14 protein-coding genes and 1 pseudogene are annotated in these 22,289 nt (G+C 61.7%); 7 read left to right on the top strand and 8 right to left on the bottom strand.

What is annotated here, in order from left to right:
- Positions 1 to 340: 340 nt before the first annotated feature.
- From SC318_RS02400 to putP, 4 genes are all read right to left on the bottom strand, one after another.
- A complete protein-coding gene (locus SC318_RS02400) occupies positions 341 to 1,177 on the bottom strand; it encodes a 23S rRNA (adenine(2030)-N(6))-methyltransferase RlmJ (RefSeq protein ID WP_243353223.1) in 837 nt (278 codons plus the stop codon).
- Positions 1,178 to 1,256: 79 nt separating this feature from the next.
- Entirely contained in the window at positions 1,257 to 1,982 is a 726-nt protein-coding gene (locus tag SC318_RS02395; protein WP_320429496.1) for a DUF4123 domain-containing protein, read from the bottom strand.
- Positions 1,982 to 4,006, bottom strand: coding sequence for a type VI secretion system tip protein TssI/VgrG (gene tssI / locus SC318_RS02390; RefSeq protein ID WP_320429495.1), 2,025 nt, complete (start codon positions 4,004 to 4,006; stop codon positions 1,982 to 1,984). Before tssI ends, SC318_RS02395 begins: the two co-directional genes overlap by 1 nt.
- A gap of 209 nt (positions 4,007 to 4,215) precedes the next feature.
- Complete coding sequence (gene putP / locus SC318_RS02385) at positions 4,216 to 5,700, bottom strand: sodium/proline symporter PutP (RefSeq protein WP_320429494.1); 1,485 nt, start codon at positions 5,698 to 5,700, stop codon at positions 4,216 to 4,218.
- A gap of 461 nt (positions 5,701 to 6,161) precedes the next feature.
- On the opposite strand from putP, the gene putA reads away from it, so the two are divergent.
- The gene (gene putA, locus SC318_RS02380; RefSeq protein ID WP_320429493.1) at positions 6,162 to 10,115 is read left to right on the top strand and encodes a trifunctional transcriptional regulator/proline dehydrogenase/L-glutamate gamma-semialdehyde dehydrogenase; all 3,954 of its coding nucleotides are present in this window, start codon (positions 6,162 to 6,164) and stop codon (positions 10,113 to 10,115) included.
- Between the two features lie 164 nt (positions 10,116 to 10,279).
- Positions 10,280 to 12,082: an acyl-CoA dehydrogenase gene (locus tag SC318_RS02375; RefSeq protein WP_320429492.1), complete on the top strand. Its 1,803-nt coding sequence runs from the start codon at positions 10,280 to 10,282 to the stop codon at positions 12,080 to 12,082.
- Here the strand turns inward: SC318_RS02375 and SC318_RS02370 are convergent.
- A complete protein-coding gene (locus SC318_RS02370; RefSeq protein ID WP_124384800.1) occupies positions 12,079 to 12,369 on the bottom strand; it encodes a cell division protein ZapA in 291 nt (96 codons plus the stop codon). The genes SC318_RS02375 and SC318_RS02370 overlap by 4 nt on opposite strands.
- Positions 12,366 to 12,596, bottom strand: a complete 231-nt coding sequence (locus SC318_RS02365; RefSeq protein WP_306491325.1) for a hypothetical protein — start codon at positions 12,594 to 12,596, stop codon at positions 12,366 to 12,368. Before SC318_RS02365 ends, SC318_RS02370 begins: the two co-directional genes overlap by 4 nt.
- Positions 12,597 to 12,871: 275 nt before the next feature.
- On the opposite strand from SC318_RS02365, the pseudogene SC318_RS26945 reads away from it, so the two are divergent.
- The 5 genes and pseudogenes from SC318_RS26945 to selO all read left to right on the top strand — a co-directional run.
- Positions 12,872 to 13,642 (top strand): annotated as a pseudogene (locus SC318_RS26945) (MCP four helix bundle domain-containing protein); the annotation flags it as partial.
- The gene (locus tag SC318_RS26940; RefSeq protein WP_373424472.1) at positions 13,625 to 14,497 is read left to right on the top strand and encodes a methyl-accepting chemotaxis protein; all 873 of its coding nucleotides are present in this window, start codon (positions 13,625 to 13,627) and stop codon (positions 14,495 to 14,497) included. The pseudogene SC318_RS26945 and the gene SC318_RS26940, both read left to right, overlap by 18 nt.
- A 397-nt stretch (positions 14,498 to 14,894) precedes the next feature.
- Entirely contained in the window at positions 14,895 to 16,637 is a 1,743-nt protein-coding gene (locus tag SC318_RS02355; RefSeq protein WP_320429490.1) for a potassium/proton antiporter, read from the top strand.
- Positions 16,638 to 16,686: 49 nt separating this feature from the next.
- The gene (mscK, locus tag SC318_RS02350) at positions 16,687 to 20,064 is read left to right on the top strand and encodes a mechanosensitive channel MscK (RefSeq protein WP_320429489.1); all 3,378 of its coding nucleotides are present in this window, start codon (positions 16,687 to 16,689) and stop codon (positions 20,062 to 20,064) included.
- Between the two features lie 48 nt (positions 20,065 to 20,112).
- On the top strand, positions 20,113 to 21,576 hold the full coding sequence (gene selO / locus SC318_RS02345; RefSeq protein WP_320429488.1) for a protein adenylyltransferase SelO: 1,464 nt from the start codon (positions 20,113 to 20,115) through the stop codon (positions 21,574 to 21,576).
- Between the two features lie 4 nt (positions 21,577 to 21,580).
- Here the strand turns inward: selO and SC318_RS02340 are convergent, their stop codons facing one another.
- On the bottom strand, positions 21,581 to 21,982 hold the full coding sequence (locus SC318_RS02340) for a helix-turn-helix domain-containing protein (RefSeq protein WP_320429487.1): 402 nt from the start codon (positions 21,980 to 21,982) through the stop codon (positions 21,581 to 21,583).
- Positions 21,979 to 22,275 carry a type II toxin-antitoxin system HigB family toxin gene (locus tag SC318_RS02335; RefSeq protein WP_320429486.1) on the bottom strand — a complete coding sequence of 99 codons (297 nt, stop codon included), beginning with the start codon at positions 22,273 to 22,275 and terminating at the stop codon, positions 21,979 to 21,981. The genes SC318_RS02340 and SC318_RS02335 overlap by 4 nt, the downstream gene beginning before the upstream one ends.
- Between the last annotated feature and the right edge of the window lie 14 nt (positions 22,276 to 22,289).

Here is a 22,289-nt window from a genome sequence, read left to right as displayed (position 1 = left end):
GCCCACGCAACCTGCACGAGCCAAGGTCAGCACCGCTCAAAAATGTGGGAGGGGGCTTGCCCCCGATAGCGGTGTATCAGTGACAGATGGACTGGCTGACACTCCGGCATCGGGGGCGAGCCCTCTCCCACATTGGTTTCGTGTTTACCTCGAACACTGAGCGGGGCCGGCAGCGGTGGCGCCCACGCGACCTGCACGAGCCAAGGTCAGCACCGCTCAAAAATGTGGGAGGGGGCTTGCCCCCGATAGCGGTGTATCAGTGACAGATGGACTGGCTGACACTCCGCTATCGGGAGCAAGCCCCCTCCCGCACTGGTTTTGTGTTTGGCTGGAAAGGCGCTTACTCAGCGATCAACCAGTCCATCTGCCACCCACCCTGGGTCTGGCCTAGCTGTTTGGACAGCCACGGCAGCAATTCACGCAACTCTTCTTCCAGGCCCCACGGTGGGTTGGCAATCGCCAGGCCCGAACCGGTCAGGGTGTTGGGCGTGTCCAGTGGGTGCACCAGCAATTCCACGCGCAACAGTTTCGGCGCGCCGGTGCCGGCCAGGTCCTGGTAGAAGCGGCGCAGCATGCGCTGGTCTTTCACCGGGTACCAGATCGCCGCGACCGTCTGGCGCATGCGGCTGACGGCTTCCTTGAGGGACGCCGCGCAACGCTGCATTTCGTCGAGCTTTTCAAACGGTGGGTCGATCAGCATCAGCGCGCGTTTTTCCGGCACCGGCAACAGGGCGCGCGGCACATGCCAGCCTTCGCCAAGGTGCACCTTGACCCGGCGATCGCCCTTCATGTTGTCCTTGAGCAACACGCCGTCTTCCGGGTGCTTTTCGTTGAGCAGCACACGGTCCTGGGGGCGCGTGAGGCGCCGCGCCAGTTCCGGCGAACCTGGGTAGTAACGCAACTGGCCATCCGGGTTCATCTCGTGCAGCACGCGCATGTAATCGGCGGTAAGCGGCGGCAAGTCGTTCGCGCCCCACAGGCGGGCGATGCCTTCCAGGTATTCACCGGTGCGGTTGGCCTGGTCACCTTGCAAATCGTACAGGCCGATACCGGCATGGGTATCAAGGTAGGCGAACGGCTGCTCCTTGCGCGACATCAGGGCGATGAGGCGGGTCAAGGTCAGGTGTTTGAAGACATCGGCGTGGTTGCCGGCGTGAAAGGCGTGACGATAGTTCATGGTTGCTCCTGCGCAGGGGGCGAAGTTTACCTTCTACCGGCGCAAAGGTGCAGGGCCGCATGGCGGGTGATGAGGGTGTTCAGCTCAACTGCGCGGAGAGGTAATCGACCAGCGCCCCATGGCTGACCCCGGGCCTGCGCGCCAGCCAGGTAAGTTTGTGTCTCAAGGTGGTCGGTGTGAAGGCCGCATACAGGTCGGGGCGCTGCTCTTGCAGCCATTGCAGCAGGTTGTCGATCAGTACCTGCGGCGACCGCTCAGCCAGGTGCCTGAGCAACGGTTCAGGCACTCGCCACCAGGGCCAGGCTTTCGCGGGTGTCACCGGGCCAGGCGCCACTGTGAGCGGCTGGCCGTTGATCAGATAACGTCCAAACACCGGCAACACCGCCCCTGCCTCAGCGCCCAAGTGCTGCCACATCGGCTGAAACTGTGCGCCATCCCAGAAGCGTAAAAACACTGCCTGTTCATCGGGCATGAAAACCTGAGTCAGGCTTTGCAGGTGGGCAACCACGGTTTCCAAAGGGCTGGAGGATACTGCCAGCCACCCCCAATCCCTGGCCTGCACAGTGGCTACCCAATCGAGAAAGGCGCTGCCGGGCTCGACGACACCTACGTAAGGCATCACCTCATCCCAAGCCGCGTAGGCCGTACCGGCCCAGATCGCCTGCGGTGCCGGCCTCGCCGTCATGGTTTGCCAGGCGGCGAGTGGCTTGGCCTCGCTGGCAGTGCCCAGCACAGCAAAGAGTCGTTCACCGGCAAGCAACGGAAACTGCGCCAGCCAAGTGCCGGGGTCCATGGGCGTCTGCATCAGTTAACACTCCCTGCATGCTCGGCAATATCGCACTGCCCATTTCGGCAGCGTTCGCACTCTTCGCAAAAAGGCGCGCTGCGTTTCAGGCTCGCTACCTGCACAGCGCTCAGAGGCAGCGGGATGGCCGCCAGCGCCGTCTCCTTCAAACCCGGCGTCAACGGCGCCGCCCCAGGGGCTGGCGCTCCGCCAAGCTGGATCGGCACGCTGCTGAAAATGCCGCCCGCCGACAGCGTGATCGACTGCCCTCCCGCCTGAATCGTGACGCTGGCTTCCGCGTCGATGACGATGCTTTGCCCGGCCGCCAGTTGAAGGGTACGACCAGCACGCAGGTGCTGCGAACCGCCGATCACCAGATGGTCATCCTGCTTGAGTTCAGTCAGGCGGTTGCCATGGGTGATGCGCTGCTCTTCGCCCAGCAACTCATGGTGCGACTCGCCGCGCACCTTTACCCGGCGCTGGTTATCGACCTGCACCTGCTGGTCATGCAACACGTGCTGGGTCCAGTCGCGCTGGGCACGCAGGTAGATTTCCTCGGCCCCCTTGCGGTCCTCGATGCGCAACTCGTTGTAGCCCTCACCACCAGGGCTGCTCCGGCTGCGAAAAAGACTGCGGGTCTTGTCCGCCGGCAGGTCGAGCGGCGAACGATTTGCCGCATTGGGCAGACAGCCCATGACCAGCGGCATGTCCATGTCGCCATCGACGAAGCCCACCAGCACTTCCATGCCGACCCGCGGAATCAGTACCGCACCATAACGGTCATGGGCCCAGCCGCTCGCTACGCGCAGCCAGCAACTGGAGTGATCGTCGTGCTCACCATCGCGATCCCAGGCCATCTGCACTTTGACACGACCGTATTCGTCGCAATGGATTTCACTGTCCACAGGCCCAGTGACCACGGCGTTCTGGTAGCCGGCGAAGTGCGGCCGGGGCATGACCAGAGGCGTTCGAAACGGCACATCCCAGGGCGTCACCACAAAATCGTTGCTATAGCCCGCCGACAAGCCATCCCCATAGGTGTCAGGCGCAGACTCCTCGAGCACTTGCGGCTGCTGCCCCGAATGGTGCAGCTGGGTCACCAGCCACAGGTCATTCCATTCCTGACGCGGGTGGCCGGCCATCCTCAGAAACCGCCCGGTGACCAGCGCCGGTTGATCGCTGATGCCCCTGGCCTGGCGAAAGTCGCTGCGATGACGCTCCAGCTCGCGCTGCGCCAGGTACTTCCCGTGCGTTCGATCGGTAAAATTTCCAGGGTAGCGCTGCTCATCCAGGGGCAGGGGCAGGCGCTGCCCGCTGGAGGCCATGCTCTCCAAAACCAGGCTGGGCTTTTTGAAGTCGTAGGCCCGCAGGTTCACACCCGTGGTACGGGTTTTCAGGCGCAGGATGAAGCGCTTGATCGCAGGCGCCTCGGCCCCCATCCCGGAACCGACCAGATAGGGGGTGACCTGCTCCGGCTGGCCAAACACACTCTGGTCATCGCCAAACACCAACAGGTGACGCTCGGGACTGTGCTGGAAGTGATAGTGAATGCCCGATTCAACGCACAAGCGCTGGATGAACTGCAGATCGGTTTCGTCGAACTGAACACAGTACTCGCGCTCGGGATAGTCGCCGCTGAGGCGAAACACGAAGGTATCCGCCTGAATATCCTGAGCCTCCAACACTCGCGCAATGATCTGCGGCACCGTCTTGTTCTGGAAGATCCGTTGGTGCGTGCTGTGCTCCAGATAGGCCAACTGGGGCACAAGGGTGATTTGGTAACGGGTCAACCGCTTGCCCGAATCGCCTTGCGCGACCCGGTACACCCGGCCATGAATGCCGTGCCCTTGAGCGTCAAACCCAAGGAACGCCTGCCGGTGCAGCAGGCCGTCCAGGTCCAGGTCGGCTTGCTCGCTGACCAACTCAAGGTCAAAGCGATAGGGCAAGCTGATAAATTCATCGCCCGTGAACCCTTGCACCTTCAGATCACAAGGTTCCCCATCCAGGGTCAGGTTAAAGGCACTTTGATTGGCAGGAGCGAACATCCGGTGTTTCTCTGCGAAGGGTGGATGAGCGATTCTGCATCAGGCGTTTGCCGAGTCGAGCGCTGCGCCGGCAAATCAGTAAGGTCCTACGTCGGCAGTGCCGAAATCCTCAGAGCCTCAGAGGGCTGATCTTCTCCATAAAAAAAGGCCCAGCATCCGTAGGACGTGGGCCTTCTTTTCAGGTACCGGGCGATCAACGCCCAGCGCTGTTACTTATTGAGGTTGTAGTCTTTTTCCGCAGCATCAAAGCGCTGAACCATACCGGCAGTCGGTGCGCCCATCTTGCTGACGAAGTAGATCGCCAGGCTGGCGAAGATAAAGCCTGGAATGATTTCGTACAGGCCCAGCAACTCGAAGTGCTTCCAGACGATCACGGTGATCGCACCAACCAGGATGCCGGCCAGTGCGCCGTTGCGGGTCATGTTTTTCCAGATCACCGAGATCAGCACCACAGGGCCGAAGGCGGCGCCGAAACCGGCCCAGGCGTAGCTGACCAGGCCCAAGACGCGGTTTTCCGGATTGGCGGCCATGGCGATGGCGATCAACGCCACCACGAGCACCATCAGGCGACCGACCCACACCAGCTCAAGCTGGGAAGCGCCCTTGCGCAGGAAAGCCTTGTAGAAGTCTTCGGTCAGGGCGCTGGAGCACACCAGCAACTGGCAGCTCAGGGTACTCATCACAGCCGCCAGAATGGCCGACAGCAATACGCCGGCAACCCATGGATTGAACAGGATCTTGGCCAGTTCGATAAACACACGCTCAGGGTTTTCAGTCACTGGGCCTGCCACTTCCGGGTGGGCCGAGAAGTAAGCGATGCCGAAGAAACCCACCGCCACGGTGCCGCCCAGGCACAGGATCATCCAGGTCATGGAGATGCGACGCGCATTGGCAATCGACTTCACCGAATCCGCCGCCATGAAACGCGCGAGGATGTGCGGCTGGCCGAAGTAACCCAGGCCCCAGCCCATCAGCGAGATAACGCCGATGAAGGTGGTGTTCTTGAGCATGTCGAAGCTGGTCGGGTCCTTGGCTTCGATGGCCAGGAAGGTGGTGTCAACGCCACCGGTGGCCAGCAATACGATGATCGGCGTCAGGATCAACGCGAAGATCATCAGGGTGGCTTGTACGGTGTCGGTCCAGCTGACCGCCAGGAAACCGCCGATAAAGGTGTAGGCGATGGTCGCTGCGGCACCGGCCCACAGCGCTGTCTCATAGGACATGCCGAAGGTGCTTTCGAACAAGCGGGCACCGGCCACGATGCCGGAGGCGCAGTAAATGGTGAAGAACACCAGGATCACCACCGCAGAGATGATCCGCAGCAGGCCGCTTTTATCTTCGAAGCGGCTGGAGAAGTAATCCGGCAGGGTCAGGGCGTCGCCGTTGTGTTCGGTCTGCACGCGCAGGCGGCCAGCCACGAACAACCAGTTGAGGTAGGCACCGACGATCAGGCCGATGGCAATCCAGCTTTCCGACAAGCCAGACATGTAGATGGCGCCCGGCAGGCCCATCAGCAACCAGCCGCTCATATCGGAAGCACCGGCGGACAAAGCCGTCACCACGCTACCGAGGCTGCGACCGCCCAGGATGTAATCGGAAAGGTTGTTGGTGGAGCGATAGGCCATCAGGCCGATCAGCACCATTGCTGCGATGTAGATCACGAACGTGATCAGGGTGGGATTACTAACGCTCATAGAAGTGACGCCCTGGCTTTGTTTTTATGTGGCGACGGTCTGTCAGCCCGCTACCCGTTGATAATCGGATAAACGAGGCTGCGTGCCGCGCATTTATGACTGGCGTTTCCCCAGGAAAGCCGCCAGCCGATGAACGCACCCGTGAAGGTGGTTGCACCTTGATGCGCGAATGCTATTCAACAAAGCAAATAAGGTGCAACCAGTTTCTTGCGAATAAGTTGCACCCAAGTGAATTTCAACAAAAACGCCGATTTTTTGCTCCTTTTCGGAGCAAGAGCAGCCTATCTCAGAAGTAAATGCACCAGCGTGAAGCCGATTCCAGGCAAGGCCGGTTTTTTTCCGATCAACCGTCGAAAATTTCCTGAACAAAAGGGTTGCACCCGGTTGCACCTCTTCATGGGCAAAGCTAATCTTGCCGCCAGCAGATGCCACTCGTTAGTGGCACCCATGAGGATAAGAAAATGGCTACGACCACCCTTGGGGTCAAACTCGACGACCCAACCCGCGAGCGCCTGAAGGCCGCCGCGTCCTCCATTGATCGCACGCCGCACTGGCTGATCAAACAGGCAATTTTCAATTACCTGGAGAAACTGGAGGGTGGTGCAACCCTTTCCGAGCTCAATGGTTCGGGCAGCAAAGACGCCGATGATGCGGGCGAAGTCCAGAATGACCACGCCCATCAGTGCTTCCTTGAGTTCGCCGAGAGCATCCTGCCGCAATCGGTACTGCGCGCCGCGATCACCGCCGCTTACCGTCGCCCCGAGCCGGAAGTGGTGCCGATGCTGATCGAGCAGGCTCGCCTGCCGGCCGCCATGGCCGAAGCCACCAATAAGCTGGCCGCCACGATTGCCGAAAAACTGCGCAACCAGAAGAGCGCCGGCGGCCGTGCCGGGATCGTTCAGGGCCTGCTGCAGGAATTTTCCCTGTCGTCCCAGGAAGGCGTGGCGCTGATGTGCCTGGCCGAAGCGCTGCTGCGCATCCCGGACAAAGGCACCCGCGATGCGCTGATTCGCGACAAGATCAGCACCGGTAACTGGCAGCCGCACCTGGGCAACAGCCCGTCGCTGTTCGTCAATGCCGCCACCTGGGGCCTGCTGCTGACCGGCAAACTGGTCGCCACCCATAACGAAGCAGGTTTGACCTCGTCCCTGAGCCGCATCATCGGCAAAAGCGGCGAGCCGATGATCCGCAAGGGCGTCGACATGGCCATGCGCCTGATGGGCGAGCAGTTCGTCACCGGCGAAACCATTGCCGAAGCCCTGGCCAACGCGAGCAAGTTCGAAGCCAAGGGTTTCCGCTATTCCTACGACATGCTCGGGGAAGCCGCACTCACCGAACACGATGCCCAGAAGTACCTGGCCTCGTACGAACAAGCCATTCACTCCATCGGCAAAGCCTCCCACGGCCGTGGGATCTATGAGGGCCCAGGCATCTCCATCAAGCTCTCCGCCCTGCACCCGCGCTACAGCCGCGCGCAGTACGAGCGCGTGATGGACGAACTGTACCCGCGCCTGTTGTCGCTGACCCTGCTGGCCAAGCAATACGACATCGGCCTGAACATCGACGCTGAAGAAGCCGACCGCCTCGAATTGTCCCTGGACCTGCTCGAGCGCCTGTGCTTCGAGCCGCAACTGACCGGCTGGAACGGTATCGGTTTCGTGATCCAGGCCTACCAGAAGCGTTGCCCTTATGTGATCGACTACGTGATCGACCTGGCACGCCGCAGCCGCCACCGCCTGATGATCCGCCTGGTAAAAGGCGCTTACTGGGACAGCGAAATCAAGCGCGCCCAAGTCGAAGGCCTGGAAGGCTACCCGGTGTATACCCGCAAGGTGTACACCGACGTTTCCTACATCGCCTGCGCACGCAAACTGCTGTCGGTGCCGGAAGTCATCTATCCGCAGTTCGCCACGCACAACGCCCACACGCTGTCGGCCATTTATCACATTGCCGGTCAGAACTATTACCCCGGACAGTACGAGTTCCAGTGCCTGCACGGCATGGGTGAACCGCTGTACGAACAAGTGGTGGGCAAGGTTTCCGAAGGCAAGCTGAACCGTCCGTGCCGCGTGTACGCACCGGTCGGCACGCACGAAACCCTGCTGGCGTACCTGGTGCGTCGCCTGTTGGAAAACGGTGCGAACACCTCGTTCGTCAACCGCATTGCCGACCAATCCATCTCGATTCAGGAACTGGTGGCCGATCCGGTGGCGAGCATCGAGCAGATGGCCACGGTGGAAGGCGGCTTCGGCCTGCCGCACCCGCGTATCCCGCTGCCGCGTGACCTGTATGGCAGCGACCGCGCCAACTCGGCCGGTATCGACCTGGCCAACGAGCATCGCCTGGCATCGCTGTCCTGCGCCCTGCTGGCCACGGCGCACAACAACTGGAAAGCCGCGCCGATGCTCGGTTGTGCCTCCAGCGAACAACCGTCTGCCGCGGTGCTGAACCCGTCCGACCTGCGCGATGTGGTCGGTCACGTTCAGGAAGCCACCGTCGAAGACGTCGACAATGCGATCCAATGCGCCATCAGCGCCGCCCCGATCTGGCAGGCCACCCCGCCCGCCGAACGCGCCGCGATTCTGGAACGCGCCGCCGACCTGATGGAAGGTGAAATCCAGCCACTGATGGGCCTGCTGGCCCGTGAAGCCGGCAAGACCTTCGCCAACGCCATTGCTGAAGTACGCGAAGCCGTGGATTTTCTGCGCTACTACGCCGTACAGGCGCGCAATGACTTCACCAACGACGCCCACCGCCCATTGGGCCCGGTGGTGTGCATCAGCCCGTGGAACTTCCCGCTGGCGATCTTCAGCGGCCAGGTCGCCGCGGCACTGGCCGCCGGTAACCCGGTACTGGCCAAGCCTGCCGAACAAACCCCGCTGGTCGCTGCCCAGGCGGTACGCATCCTGCTCGAAGCTGGCATTCCGCAAGGCGTGCTGCAATTGCTGCCGGGCCAGGGCGAAAGCGTGGGTGCCCGCCTGGTCGGTGATGAGCGCGTCAAAGGCGTGATGTTCACCGGTTCCACCGAGGTTGCGCGCCTGCTGCAACGCAATGTCGCCGGCCGTCTGGATGCCCAGGGCCGTCCGATTCCGCTGATCGCCGAAACCGGCGGCCAGAACGCGATGATCGTGGATTCCTCGGCGCTCACCGAACAAGTGGTCATCGACGTGGTGTCGTCGGCCTTCGACAGCGCCGGCCAGCGCTGCTCGGCCCTGCGCGTACTGTGCCTGCAGGAAGATTCGGCAGACCGCGTCATCGAAATGCTCAAGGGCGCCATGGCCGAATGCCGCCTGGGCAACCCGGAGCGCCTGTCGGTGGACATCGGCCCGGTGATCGACGCCGAAGCCAAGGCGGGCATCGAGAAACACATCCAGGCCATGCGTGACAAAGGTCGCAACGTTTACCAGGTGGCGATTGCCGACGGCGAAGAGATCAAGCGTGGCACCTTCGTGATGCCTACCCTGATCGAGCTGGAAAGCTTCGACGAGCTGCAACGCGAAATCTTCGGCCCGGTGCTGCACGTGGTGCGCTACAAGCGCAAAGAGATCGACCAGCTCATCGGCCAGATCAATGCGTCCGGCTACGGCCTGACATTGGGCGTGCACACCCGCATCGACGAAACCATCGCCAAGGTGATCGACAACGTCAATGCCGGTAACGTCTACGTCAACCGTAACATCGTGGGTGCCGTGGTCGGCGTGCAGCCGTTCGGCGGCGAAGGTCTGTCGGGTACTGGCCCGAAAGCCGGTGGCCCGCTGTACCTGTACCGCCTGTTGTCGACTCGTCCGACCGATGCGATCGAGCAATCCTTCGTACGTGGCGACGCATTGGCTGCACCGGACCTGCGCCTGCGCGACGCCATGAGCCAACCGCTGACTGCCCTGAAAACCTGGGCCGACAGCCAAAAGTTCAGCGAACTGAGCGCCCTGTGCACGCAATTCGCCGCACAGTCGCAAAGCGGCATCACCCGCCAACTGGCCGGCCCGACCGGCGAGCGCAACAGCTACGCGATCCTGCCGCGTGAGCACGTGCTGTGCCTGGCGGAGGTGGAAGGAGACCTGCTGACCCAACTGGCCGCGGTATTGGCTGTAGGCGGTTCAGCGGTATGGCCGGAAACCGAGCTGACCAAGGCCTTGTCCCCACGCCTGCCGAAGGATATTCAGGCGAAGATCAAGCGCGTGGCCGACTGGACCAAGGACGAGGTGGTGTTCGACGCAGTGCTGCATCACGGCGACTCCGACCAACTGCGTGCGGTATGCAAGCAAGTGGCGCAGCGCGGCGGTGCGATTGTTGGGGTGCATGGTTTGTCCCAGGGTGAGACATCCATTGCCTTGGAACGGTTGGTGATCGAGCGTGCGTTGAGCGTCAACACCGCTGCGGCGGGCGGCAACGCCAGCCTGATGACCATCGGTTAACAGCAGCTTCAAGTTGCAAGCTACAAGCCACAAGTGAAAGTGCACTGCTCTTACTTGTAGCTTGAGGCTTGTAACTTGTGCCGCCCCATCACCCCTATCTATCTTCCTTTCCCATTTTTATTAGCACTCCTAGACTGCGGCATACTCTTCAAAGGTAAGCCGCCATGTCCGAGACGCTGCTCAGTTCCCGCAATCTGGCTTTCGAGCTGTACGAAGTCCTCGATGCCGAGGGCCTGACCCAGCGCGAGCGGTTTGCCGAGCACAACCGCGAAACCTTCGATGCCGCCATCGGCACAGCGCGCAGCATCGCGGAAAAATACTTCGCGCCCCACAACCGCAAGAACGACGAAAACGAACCGCGGTATGAAGACGGCCGAGCGATCCTGATTCCGGAAGTCAAACCGGCCGTGGACGCCTTCCTTGAAGCTGGCTTTCTCAACGCCGCCCGCAGTTTTGAAGCGGGAGGCATGCAACTGCCGACCCTGCTGTCCCAGGCGTGCTTCGCGCATTTCCAGGCAGCCAACGCCGCGTCGACGTCCTATCCGTTTCTGACCATGGGCGCCGCCAACCTGATTGAAAGCTTCGGCACCGAAGAGCAGAAACAACGCTTCCTGCAACCGATGATCGACGGCCGCTTCTTCGGCACCATGGCCTTGACCGAGCCCCACGCTGGCTCGTCCCTGTCGGATATTCGTACCCGGGCCGAGCCTGCAGCTGACGGCACTTACCGCCTGAAGGGCAACAAGATCTTCATCTCCGGCGGCGACCACCCGCTGTCGGAAAACATCGTGCACATGGTACTGGCCAAGCTGCCCGACGCGCCGGCCGGGGTGAAGGGCATTTCGCTGTTTATCGTGCCCAAATTCCTGGTCAACGATGACGGCAGCCTGGGTGAGCGCAACGACGTCCTGCTGGCCGGGCTGTTTCACAAGATGGGCTGGCGCGGCACTACGTCCACAGCGCTCAACTTTGGCGATAACGGTCACTGTGTCGGCTATCTGGTGGGCAAACCGCACCAAGGCCTGAGCTGCATGTTCCAGATGATGAACGAGGCCCGGATTGGCGTCGGCATGGGCGCGGTGATGCTTGGCTACGCGGGTTACCTATACTCGCTGGAGTACGCCCGCGAACGGCCGCAAGGCCGTCTGCCGGACAGCAAGGACCCAAGCACCGCGCCGGTGTCGATCATCCAGCACGCCGACATCAAGCGCATGCTGCTCACGCAAAAAGCCTACGTGGAAGGCGCCTTCGACCTCGGCCTGTACGCCGCGCGTCTGTTCGACGACACCACCACATTGCCCGGCGAAACCGAACGCAAACAGGCCCACGAGTTGCTGGACCTACTGACCCCTATCGTCAAATCCTGGCCGTCGGAGTTCTGCCTCAAGGCCAACGAACTGGCGATCCAGATTCTCGGCGGGCATGGCTATACCCGTGAGTACCCGGTTGAGCAGTATTACCGCGACAACCGACTGAATCCGATCCACGAAGGCACCCATGGCATCCAATCCCTGGATCTGCTCGGGCGCAAGCTGGCGCAGAACGGCGGTGCCGGGCTCAAGCAGTTGATTCGACTGATCGCTCAGACAGGCGCTCGAGCCCAGCACTACCCCTCGCTCACTGCATTAAGGCAACCGCTGGAGCAATTGGTTGATCGCCTGCAAGGCGTCACCCTCGGCCTGCTGGGCGATCTCGCCCAGGGCAACGTCAACAGCAGCCTGGCGAACTCGGCGCTGTACCTGAAAGTGTTCGGGCATACGGTAATTGGCTGGCGCTGGCTGGAACAGGCGATTCGCGCCGAAGAAGGGCTGGCCCAGGGCAATGCGGCCGATGTGGCCTTCTATAAAGGCAAGCTCCAGGCCGCCCGGTACTTCCTGACCTGGGAAGTACCAAGCTGCCATCATGAACTGGCGATTCTGGAGGCACGCGACGATACGTGCCTGGGGATGCAGGAGGCGTGGTTCTAAGGCTGGATCGCCTTGGAAATCACCTCGACCGTGGCGCTGACTTGCTCTTGGTAACGGTCGAGTTCCTGTTGGTGAGCCTGCTGCATTTCGATCTGCTCGGCGCACAGGTTCAGCGCGGCCAATACCAATAGTTTGTCACCGATGAGGGTCGGGTACTTTTTCTTGGTAGTCGCCAGGGAAGCCTTGAGCATGGTCACGGCGTGCATCAGGGTCTGGTCTTCCCCGGCCGGCGCCTTGATCGAGTAATCCTCCCCGAGAATCGAAACGACCTTTATCCCTTCACTCATGCGCTGACAGGGCCTGCGCTCACACGCTCAACCAGTGCCTGGATGCGCGCAGCGGTGGCGCCATGCTTTTCTTCCTGTTCCATCAGGTTCAGTTGCAGGCTGTCGTTTTCGTCCTTGGCCTGGGCCAGTTGCGCCTTGAGGGATTCGTTGCTGCCCAGCAGGTCTTGATTGTGCTGTACCAGGTCGCTGACCAGTTGTTCCAGTTGGCTGAGGGATGCTTCTAACATTTTGATTTCTCGGGCTTTAAAAGGGCGGTGACGATAAAGAAAATTCACCTCGGATGCCAGGGTTATCCCCCGGCGCGCAGCCCGATTCTTATGGGCCGGGCCGCACTTTCGAGCCTTAGTGACTGCAATTACCCGATCTGGTTCCTGAATCCGTGCAACCCCTGGTCAGGTGCGACAAAAGCGCGCGCACCCTTAAGACTTTAGTCGCAGGGCCGATACGCGATGCACACCCCGTCTCATGGCCGCACGGATCGCGCTTCTCCCAGGATTCCAGCATGTCTCTTCGTAATATGAATATCGCTCCGAGGGCCTTCCTCGGCTTCGCGTTTATCGGCGCCTTGATGTTGTTTCTCGGCGTGTTCGCCCTGAACCAGATGAGCAAGATCCGCGGCGCCACCGAAGACATCACCTTGTCCAGCGTGCCCAGCATCCGCGCCCTCGACGAATTCACCCAACTCACCTTGCGCCTGCGCGTGTTGTCGTACCGCCTGCTGACCAACCGCGAGCCAGAGGTACAGCAAAAAACCCTCGAAGCGTTCGATGTGCGTAACCAGCAAATTCGCACCGCTCAGGGCATCTACGAGAAGCTGATCGAGAGCAGCGAAGAACGCGCGGCCTACAATGAATACGTGCAGCTGCTGGCTCAATACCACCAGATAGAAGAGCGCATGAAGAGCCTGTCACGGGCCAATCAAGTCGACGAGCTACGCGGCCTGCTCAACACCGAGCTGCTGAACAACTCCGAGCAGGTCAATGGGGTGCTCAACCGCCTGCTGGAAATCAACAACACCATGGCCCTGGCCACCAACCAGCAGGCCAAAGACCAGTACAACCTGGCCTTCAACCTGGTGGTGGGCCTGCTGGTGATCGCTACCGCGCTGACCCTGCTGTTCGCCTGGCTGCTGACCCGCAGCATCACTGGGCCGATTTCCCAGGCGCTGGAAGCCGCCGAAGAAGTGGCCGAAGGCAACCTCACCCGCCCAATCAAGGTCGACGGCAACGACGAAGCCGGGCGCCTGCTCGCCGCCATGGCCAAGATGCAGGACAAATTGCGCGACACCCTGCAGCGCATCGCCGGCTCCGCCACGCAACTGGCCTCGGCCGCCGAAGAGCTCAACGCCGTGACCGACGAAAGCGCCCGCGGCCTGACCCAGCAGAACAACGAAATCGAGCAGGCCGCCACCGCCGTCAACGAGATGACCAGCGCGGTCGAGGAAGTCGCACGCAATGCCGTGAGCACCTCCGAAGCTTCGCGCAACGCCACCACCTCCGCCGGTGACGGCCGTGACCTGGTGCAGGAAACCGTCAGCGCCATCGAGCGCATGAGCGGCGACGTGCAAGCCACCGCGACCCTGATCGGTGAGTTGGCCAATGAATCGCGCGATATTGGCAAAGTGCTGGACGTGATCCGTGGCCTGGCCGACCAGACCAACCTGCTGGCCCTCAACGCGGCCATCGAAGCGGCGCGGGCCGGTGAAGCCGGACGTGGCTTTGCCGTGGTGGCCGACGAAGTGCGGGCGCTGGCCCATCGCACCCAGCAATCCACCAGCGAGATCGAGCGCATGATCGGCAGCATCCAGGCCGGCACCGAGCATGCCGTGGATTCGATGCGCAACAGCACCGAGCGCGCCGAATCGACGTTGAACATCGCCAAGGGCGCAGGCATGTCGCTGGACACCATCAATACGGCGATCATCGAGATCAACGAGCGCAACCTGGTGATCGCCAGCGCGGCGGAAGAACAGGCGCAGGTGGCGCGGGAAGTCGACCGTAACCTGGTGAACATCCGTGATCTGTCGGTGCAATCGGCCACAGGCGCCAGCCAGACCAGCGCGGCGAGCAGCGAGCTGTCGCGCCTGGCGGTGGACCTCAACGGCATGGTAGGACGCTTCCGCCTCTAAAAAATGTGGGAGGGGGCTTGCCCTGATGCCAGTCAGGCTTTTTGTAGGAGCGAGCTTGCTCGCGAAGAACTCAGGCCCCCCGCGTTTGTCCAGAATGAATGCGTTGCCTGGGCGTTTTTCGCGAGCAAGCTCGCTCCTACAATGAACATCGTTCGCTTAAGTGAATTGCATTAGGGCTTGCCCCCGATGGCCGTGGGTCGGTCACAAATAAGCTGACACATCCACCGCTATCGGGGGCAAGCCCCCTCCCACATTTGGGGCTGGGGGGAAACCTTGATAATGGGATTCGCCCCACAAAAGCTTTTTGACAGGGCAGCAATTCAACAGGTTAGAATCGCTGGCACGCAGACTGCATGGTCAGTTTGCGCCCTGCTTACCTTGTTCTGGAGTACTGCCTTTGAATGCGACGACCATCAACAGCCTGTTCTTGATCGGCGCGTTGCTGGTGAGTGCGAGCATTCTGGTAAGTTCTCTTTCCTCGCGTCTGGGCATTCCGATCCTGGTGATCATCCTGGCCGTGGGCATGATTGCTGGCGTCGATGGCGGCGGCATCATCTTCGACAATTACCCGACCGCCTACCTGGTGGGCAACCTGGCACTGGCGGTGATCCTGCTCGACGGCGGTTTGCGCACACGAGTGGCGAGTTTCCGCGTGGCGCTCTGGCCAGCCTTGTCCCTGGCCACGGTGGGGGTGTTGATTACCACCGGCCTCACCGGCATGGCCGCGGCCTGGCTGTTTGACCTCAACATGGTCCAGGGCTTGCTGATCGGCGCCATCGTCGGCTCCACGGACGCCGCGGCGGTGTTCTCGCTGCTGGGCGGCAAGGGCCTGAACGAACGGGTCAGCGCCAGCCTGGAAATCGAATCGGGCAGCAACGACCCGATGGCGGTGTTCCTCACCGTGACACTGATCGACATGCTCGCCAGCGGTCAGACCGGCCTGCACTGGAGCCTGCTGACCCACCTGATCCGCGAATTCGGCATCGGCGGCCTGGTCGGCTTGGGCGGCGGCTGGTTGATGCTGCAGATGGTCAACCGCATCAACCTGGCCAACGGCTTGTACCCGATCCTGGTGATCGCCGGCGGCCTGTTCGTGTTCGCGCTGACCAACGCCTTGCACGGCAGCGGCTTTCTCGCCGTGTACCTGTGCGGGCTGGTGATCGGCAACCGGCCGGTGCGCAGCCGCCATGGCATTCTGCACATGCTCGACGGCATGGCCTGGCTGGCGCAGATCGGCATGTTCCTGGTGCTGGGCCTGTTGGTCACCCCCCATGATTTGCTGCCCATTGCCCTGCCGGCACTCGGCCTGGCGCTGTGGATGATCCTGTTTGCGCGGCCGCTGTCGGTGATGATTGGCCTGCTGCCCTTTAAAGCATTCCACGGCCGCGAAAAAACCTTTATCGCCTGGGTCGGCCTGCGCGGCGCGGTGCCGATCATCCTCGCAGTATTCCCGCTGATGGCCGGCCTGCCCCATGCCCAGCTGTACTTCAACCTGGCGTTCTTTATCGTACTGGTCTCGCTGCTGGTGCAGGGCACCAGCCTGCCGTGGGTGGCCAAGTTGCTCAAAGTCACCGTACCGCCGGACCCGGCGCCGATTTCCCGCGCGGCCCTGGAAGTGCACGTCACCAGCGAGTGGGAGCTGTTCGTCTACCGCCTGGGCGCGGAGAAATGGTGCATCGGCGCCGCCCTGCGCGAATTGAAAATGCCGGAAGGCACGCGGATCGCGGCGCTGTTTCGTGGCCAGCAACTGCTCCATCCGTCGGGTAGTACGGTGCTGGAAGTCGACGATCTGCTCTGCGTCATCGGCCATGAACACAACCTGCCGGCGCTCGGCAAACTGTTCAGCCAGGCACCGCAGCGCGGCCTCGACCTGCGCTTCTTCGGCGATTTCGTACTCGAAGGCGACGCCCAGCTGGGCGCGGTTTCGGCCTTGTACGGGCTCAAGCTCGAGGGTATCGACCCGGACATGCCGCTCAGCCGCTTCATCACCCAGAAAGTCGGCGGCGCGCCGGTGGTGGGCGACCAGGTGGAGTGGAACAACACCATCTGGACCGTCGCGGTCATGGACGGGAACAAGATTGGCAAAGTCGGCGTCAGATTCCCCGAAGGAAGTCGCCCGGGCCCCGGACTCTTCCTCTAAACTGCGGGGCGACAACGCCCCGATTCTTCATCCAGCTCAACCGGTCTCTATGCCAACCCTGCGCACTTTTCTCGCCACTGCCCTGCTGGGCCTGACCCTTTGTGTCGGCACCGTTCACGCGGCCGACCCGCCCAGCGCCGACGCTGTCCAGCAAACCCTGGACAAACTGCCCGATCGCAAGCTGCCCGACGCCGACATGAAGGCGTTGCAGGGCATCCTGCAACAGACCCTGACCTACCTGGCCAACAAGCAGGACTACGAGCAGCGCCTGGCAGACCTGAAGCGCCAGCTGGAAGATGCCCCGCGCCAAACCACGGACAACCAGCGCGAGCTGACTCGGCTCAAGGCCACCAAAGTCGTCCCGGTGGCTCAACGCTACGCCAGCCTGCCCGTGCCGCAGCTTGAACAGTTGTTGGTGCAACGCTCCACCCAGCAGGGTGATTTGCAAAAAGAGCTGGCCGACGCCAACAGCCTGACCATCGCTGCCCAAACCCGCCCCGAGCGCGCGCAGACCGAGATCAGCAGCAGCCAGACGCGTATCCAGCAGATCAACGCGACCCTCAAGGCGGGCAAAGACAACGGCAAAGCCCTCAGCAGCGATCAGCGCAACCAGCTCAACGCCGAACTCGCCGCCCTCAACGCGCTGATTCCCTTGCGCCGTCAGGAACTGGCCGGCAACAGCCAGCTGCAGGACCTGGGCAACAGCCAGCACGACCTGATCCAGGAAAAAACCGCGCGCCTGGAGCAGGAAATCCAGGACCTGCAAACCCTGATCAACCAGAAACGCCTGGCCCAGTCCCAGCAGACGGTGACCCAGCAGTCCATCGAAGCGCAGAAGGCCGGCGGCAGCAGCCTGCTGGCCACGGAAAGCGCGGCCAACCTGAAGCTCTCCGACTACCTGCTCAAGAGCACCGACCGCCTCAACGACCTGACCCAGAAAAACCTGCAGACCAAGCAGCAGCTGGACACCGTCACCCAAAGCGATTCGGCGCTGGACGAACAGATCAACGTGCTCAAGGGCAGCCTGTTGCTGTCCAAGATCCTCTACAAACAGAAACAGGCCCTGCCACGCCTGACCGTCGACCGTGACCTGGCCGACGACATCGCCAACATTCGCCTGTACCAGTTCGAGGTCAACCAGCAGCGCGAGCTGATCAGCTCCCCCAGCGCGTATGTGGATAACCTGCTGGCCAACCAGCCACCGGACGACATCACCCCGCAGTTGCGCCGCACCCTGCTGGAACTGGCAATCACCCGCAGCGACCTGCTGGAACGCCTGAGCCGCGAGTTGAGCGCACTGCTCAACGAATCCATCACCCTGCAACTGAACCAGAAACAACTGCTCAGCACCGCCACCACCCTGCGCGCCACGCTCGATGAGCAGATGTTCTGGATCCCGAGCAACAAGCCGCTGGACACCGAGTGGCTGGAAACCGTACCGGCGCACTTGAGCAAGCAAATCACCACCCTGCCCTGGGCTTCCAGCGTCAGCGAACTGTATGACGGCCTGACCCAGCGCCCCTTGCTGTTCCTGCCGTTGCTGCTGTTGATCGGTGCGCTGTTGTGGCGGCGCAAGGCGCTGTATCAGCGCCTTAATAAAGTCCACCTGGACATCGGCCACTTCAAGCGCGACAGCCAGTGGCACACGCCGCAGGCGATCCTGATCAACATCCTGCTGGCGATGCCGGTATCCCTGGGCCTGGCGTTGTGCGGCTATGCGCTGCAGATCGACGCCCGTGGGCAAAACGCCAACCTGGGCTCGGCCCTGCTGCAGATCGCCCAGGCCTGGCTGGTGTTCTACACCGCTTACCGCATCCTGGCGCCCGGCGGCGTGGCCGAGTTGCACTTTCGCTGGGAAAAACCCCAGGTCGAATTCCTGCAGGGCTGGGTACGCAAGCTCGGGCTGGTGGTACTGGCGCTGGTGGCCGTGGTGGCCATCGCCGAGCACCAACCGGCGGCCCTCGCCGAAGATGTGCTGGGCATCGCCGTGGTACTCACCTGCTACGCCCTGATGGCGTGGTTGCTCAGCCGCCTGCTGCTGAACAGCCCCACCCATGAAAAAGCCTCGCTGTTTCGCAAGGCCGTGGGCCTGTTGTTCACCGCCCTGCCCATCGCGCTGTTTATCGCGGTTTGCTTCGGCTACTACTACACCGCGCTCAAGCTCAGCGACCGCTTGATCAACACCCTGTACCTGCTGATGTTCTGGCTGGTGATCGAAGCCACCTTCGTCCGCTGGCTGAGCGTCGCCGCCCGACGCCTGGCCTATGCGCGCGCCCTGGCCAAACGCCAGGCCGCCAAGGAGGCCGGCGAAGGCGAAGCGGTGGTTGAAGAACCCACCCTGGACATCGAAAAGGTCAACGAACAATCCCTGCGCCTGATCCGCCTGGCCTTGCTCGGCGGCTTTATCGCAGCGCTGTACTGGGTGTGGTCGGACCTGATTTCGGTATTTTCCTACCTGGACAACGTCACGCTGTACGAATACACCAGCGGTACCGGTGCGAATATCAGCATGGTGCCTATCAGCATCGGCGACTTGCTCGGCGCGCTGATCATCATTGGTATCACCTTCGCCCTGGCGCGCAACCTGCCAGGCTTACTCGAAGTACTGGTGCTGTCCAAACTGGAGCTTGCCCAAGGCAGCGCCTATGCCACCACGACGTTGCTGTCGTATGTGATCGCCGGTGTGGGTTTTGTCTCGACGCTTTCCACCCTCGGCGTGAGCTGGGACAAGTTGCAGTGGCTGGTGGCGGCGTTGTCGGTGGGCCTGGGCTTCGGCATGCAGGAGATCTTCGCCAACTTCATCTCCGGCATCATGATCCTGTTCGAGCGCCCGGTGCGCATCGGCGACACCATTACCATCGGTAACCTCTCGGGCACGGTGAGCAAGATCCGCATCCGCGCCACCACCATCACCGACTTCGACCGCAAGGACATCATTGTCCCGAACAAGACGTTCATCACCGGGCAACTGATCAACTGGTCGCTGACCGACACCATCACCCGGGTCACCCTGAAACTGGGGGTGGATTACGGCTCCGACCTGGACCTGGTGAAGGAACTGCTGCTCAAGGCCGCCAGGGAAAACCCGCGGGTACTGAAAGAACCGGAACCCCACGTGTACTTCCTCAACTTCGGCGAAAGCACCCTCGACCATGAGCTGCGCATGCATGTGCGCGACCTGGGCGACCGCAACCCGGTGCTGGACGAGGTCAATCGCTATATCAACCGTGAGTTCAAAAAGCAGCACATCAACATCTCGTTCCGGCAGATGGAGGTGTACCTCAAGAACATGCACGGCCAGGAATACAAACTGGTGCCGGTCGAAGACGAGCGCAAGACCATCGTCGCGCCCGAGCAGGATACCCCCGAGCCGCCCGCCGGAAAGGTCGAAGACGCGCCTGAACCACCGCCGAGCAAACTCGACTAACGAACTCAGCCCCAGCAAAATGCTGGGGCATCCTGCTGGAGATCGCCGGTGAAAGCCCTCGACGAACTGACCTTCGACAACCGCTTCGCACGCCTGGGCGATGCGTTCTCAACCCACGTTCTGCCCGAGCCGCTCGATGAGCCGCGCCTTGTCGTGGCGAGCAGAGCGGCCATGGCCCTGCTCGACCTCGACCCGGCCGTGGCCGAGACGCCCCTGTTTGCCGAACTGTTTGGCGGGCACAAGCTGTGGGCCGAAGCGCAGCCGCGGGCGATGGTCTATTCCGGGCACCAGTTCGGCGGCTACACCCCGCAATTGGGGGATGGCCGTGGGTTGTTGCTGGGCGAGGTGCATAACCAGGCGGGCGAGCACTGGGACCTGCACCTCAAGGGCGCCGGCATGACGCCCTACTCGCGGATGGGCGATGGGCGTGCGGTATTGCGCTCCTCGATCCGCGAGTTCCTCGCCTCCGAAGCCCTGCATGCCCTGGGCATTCCCAGCAGCCGCGCGTTGTGCGTGATCGGTTCCAGCACGCCGGTGTGGCGTGAAAAGCAGGAACGCGGGGCGATGGTGCTGCGTCTGGCGCCCAGCCATATCCGCTTCGGGCATTTCGAATATTTCTACTACACCAAAAAGCCCGAGCAGCAGGCCGAGCTGGCTGAACACGTGTTAAACCTGCACTACCCCGAGTGCCGCGAGCAACCGGAACCCTACCTGGCGATGTTCCGCGAAATCGTCGAGCGCAATGCCGAGATGATCGCCAAGTGGCAGGCCTATGGCTTCTGCCATGGGGTGATGAACACCGACAACATGTCGATCCTGGGCATCACCTTCGATTACGGGCCGTTTGCGTTTCTGGATGACTTTGATGCGCACTTCATCTGCAACCATTCCGACCACGAGGGGCGTTACTCCTTCAGCAACCAGGTGCCGATCGGGCAGTGGAACCTCAGCGCCCTGGCCCAGGCGCTCACACCATTCATCAGCGTTGACGCGCTCAAAGAAGCCCTCGGCCTGTACCTGCCGCTGTATCAAGCCCACTACCTGGACCTGATGCGTCGCCGACTGGGCCTGACCACGGCCGAAGACGATGACCAGCAACTGGTGGAACGCTTGCTCAAACTGATGCAGAACAGCGGCGTGGACTACACGCTGTTCTTCCGACGCCTTGGCGATGAGCCGGCAGCGCTGGCGGTTACCCGGTTACGCGATGACTTTGTCGACATGGCCGGCTTCGACGCCTGGGCCGAACGGTACACGGCGCGGGTCTTGCGCGACGGCGATGACAGCGAAGAACAGCGCCGTGCGCGGATGCACGCCGTGAACCCGCTGTACATCCTGCGCAATTACCTCGCACAAAACGCCATTACCGCCGCCGAGCAAGGCGACTACAGCGAAGTGCGACGGCTGCATGAGGTACTGACCAAGCCGTTTGAAGAACAAGCGGGGATGGAACAGTACGCCCAGCGGCCGCCGGATTGGGGCAAGCATCTGGAGATCAGTTGTTCGTCTTGAGCCGTTAAATAAAGGTCTCCACGGATACCCCGAAGCGCTCGGCCAACCAACGAATTTGGCGCACGTTAAGCTGGCGTTTTCCGCTCAATATTTCAGAGACGACTGATTGCGCCCCAACCCCCGGAAGGTCGCTCTGGGTGAGATTGTGCTCGCGCATCATGTAGCGCAGCACATCGACACCGCTGGCCACGGGCATAGGGCGATGCTCACGGTCATAGGCTTCTATCCAGTCGCTGAGAATGTCGACCAGGCTCATCAGCGGGCTGTCTTCGTCATCACCCACCAGGCTCAACAGCTCATCCAACCCGCAGACCAGTGCGTCGTAGTCTGCCTCGTTTTGCGGCTTGCGCATCACAGGCGCAACGAACTGCCAGTGCTCTGCCGCTACTTGCATAAGCGCGCTCATCGGATTTTTTCCTTCCATTTGTCTTTCTCATAATCGCGGTGGTCAAGCAGATGCTTGATGTAAACGCGTTGGGCCCGATACTGCACCGACGCAATCAGCCTCAGCTTGTTACCGCCAACATCAAACACATGAAACTCACCCACCTTGTCGGTGGCGGGAAACATGGCTTTCATTGCAGCGAAGTCTGCGGGGGTGTTGCGTTTGATGATGCGGTACCACTGATCCAGAGCCGTTGCTGAACGCGGCCATTTCTCCTTGGCTTCCCAGATCCTTTTTTCACTGATCACTCGCATGCAACGTCCTTATC

This window comes from Pseudomonas sp. MUP55 (assembly GCF_034043515.1).
Classification (GTDB): Bacteria; Pseudomonadota; Gammaproteobacteria; order Pseudomonadales; family Pseudomonadaceae; genus Aquipseudomonas.
This window is presented reverse-complemented; position numbering and strand designations above follow the sequence as displayed.

Excerpts from the sequence above, each read along its gene's own strand:
- SC318_RS02400 (WP_243353223.1), bottom strand. The coding sequence starts at position 1,177 with ATGAACTATCGTCACGCCTTTCACGCCGGCAACCACGCCGATGTCTTC.
- SC318_RS02395 (WP_320429496.1), bottom strand. The coding sequence starts at position 1,982 with ATGCAGACGCCCATGGACCCCGGCACTTGGCTGGCGCAGTTTCCGTTG.
- tssI (WP_320429495.1), bottom strand. The coding sequence starts at position 4,006 with ATGTTCGCTCCTGCCAATCAAAGTGCCTTTAACCTGACCCTGGATGGG.
- putP (WP_320429494.1), bottom strand. The coding sequence starts at position 5,700 with ATGAGCGTTAGTAATCCCACCCTGATCACGTTCGTGATCTACATCGCA.
- putA (WP_320429493.1), top strand. The coding sequence starts at position 6,162 with ATGGCTACGACCACCCTTGGGGTCAAACTCGACGACCCAACCCGCGAG.
- SC318_RS02375 (WP_320429492.1), top strand. The coding sequence starts at position 10,280 with ATGTCCGAGACGCTGCTCAGTTCCCGCAATCTGGCTTTCGAGCTGTAC.
- SC318_RS02370 (WP_124384800.1), bottom strand. The coding sequence starts at position 12,369 with ATGAGTGAAGGGATAAAGGTCGTTTCGATTCTCGGGGAGGATTACTCG.
- SC318_RS02365 (WP_306491325.1), bottom strand. The coding sequence starts at position 12,596 with ATGTTAGAAGCATCCCTCAGCCAACTGGAACAACTGGTCAGCGACCTG.
- SC318_RS26940 (WP_373424472.1), top strand. The coding sequence starts at position 13,625 with ATGGCCAAGATGCAGGACAAATTGCGCGACACCCTGCAGCGCATCGCC.
- mscK (WP_320429489.1), top strand. The coding sequence starts at position 16,687 with ATGCCAACCCTGCGCACTTTTCTCGCCACTGCCCTGCTGGGCCTGACC.
- SC318_RS02340 (WP_320429487.1), bottom strand. The coding sequence starts at position 21,982 with ATGAGCGCGCTTATGCAAGTAGCGGCAGAGCACTGGCAGTTCGTTGCG.
- SC318_RS02335 (WP_320429486.1), bottom strand. The coding sequence starts at position 22,275 with ATGCGAGTGATCAGTGAAAAAAGGATCTGGGAAGCCAAGGAGAAATGG.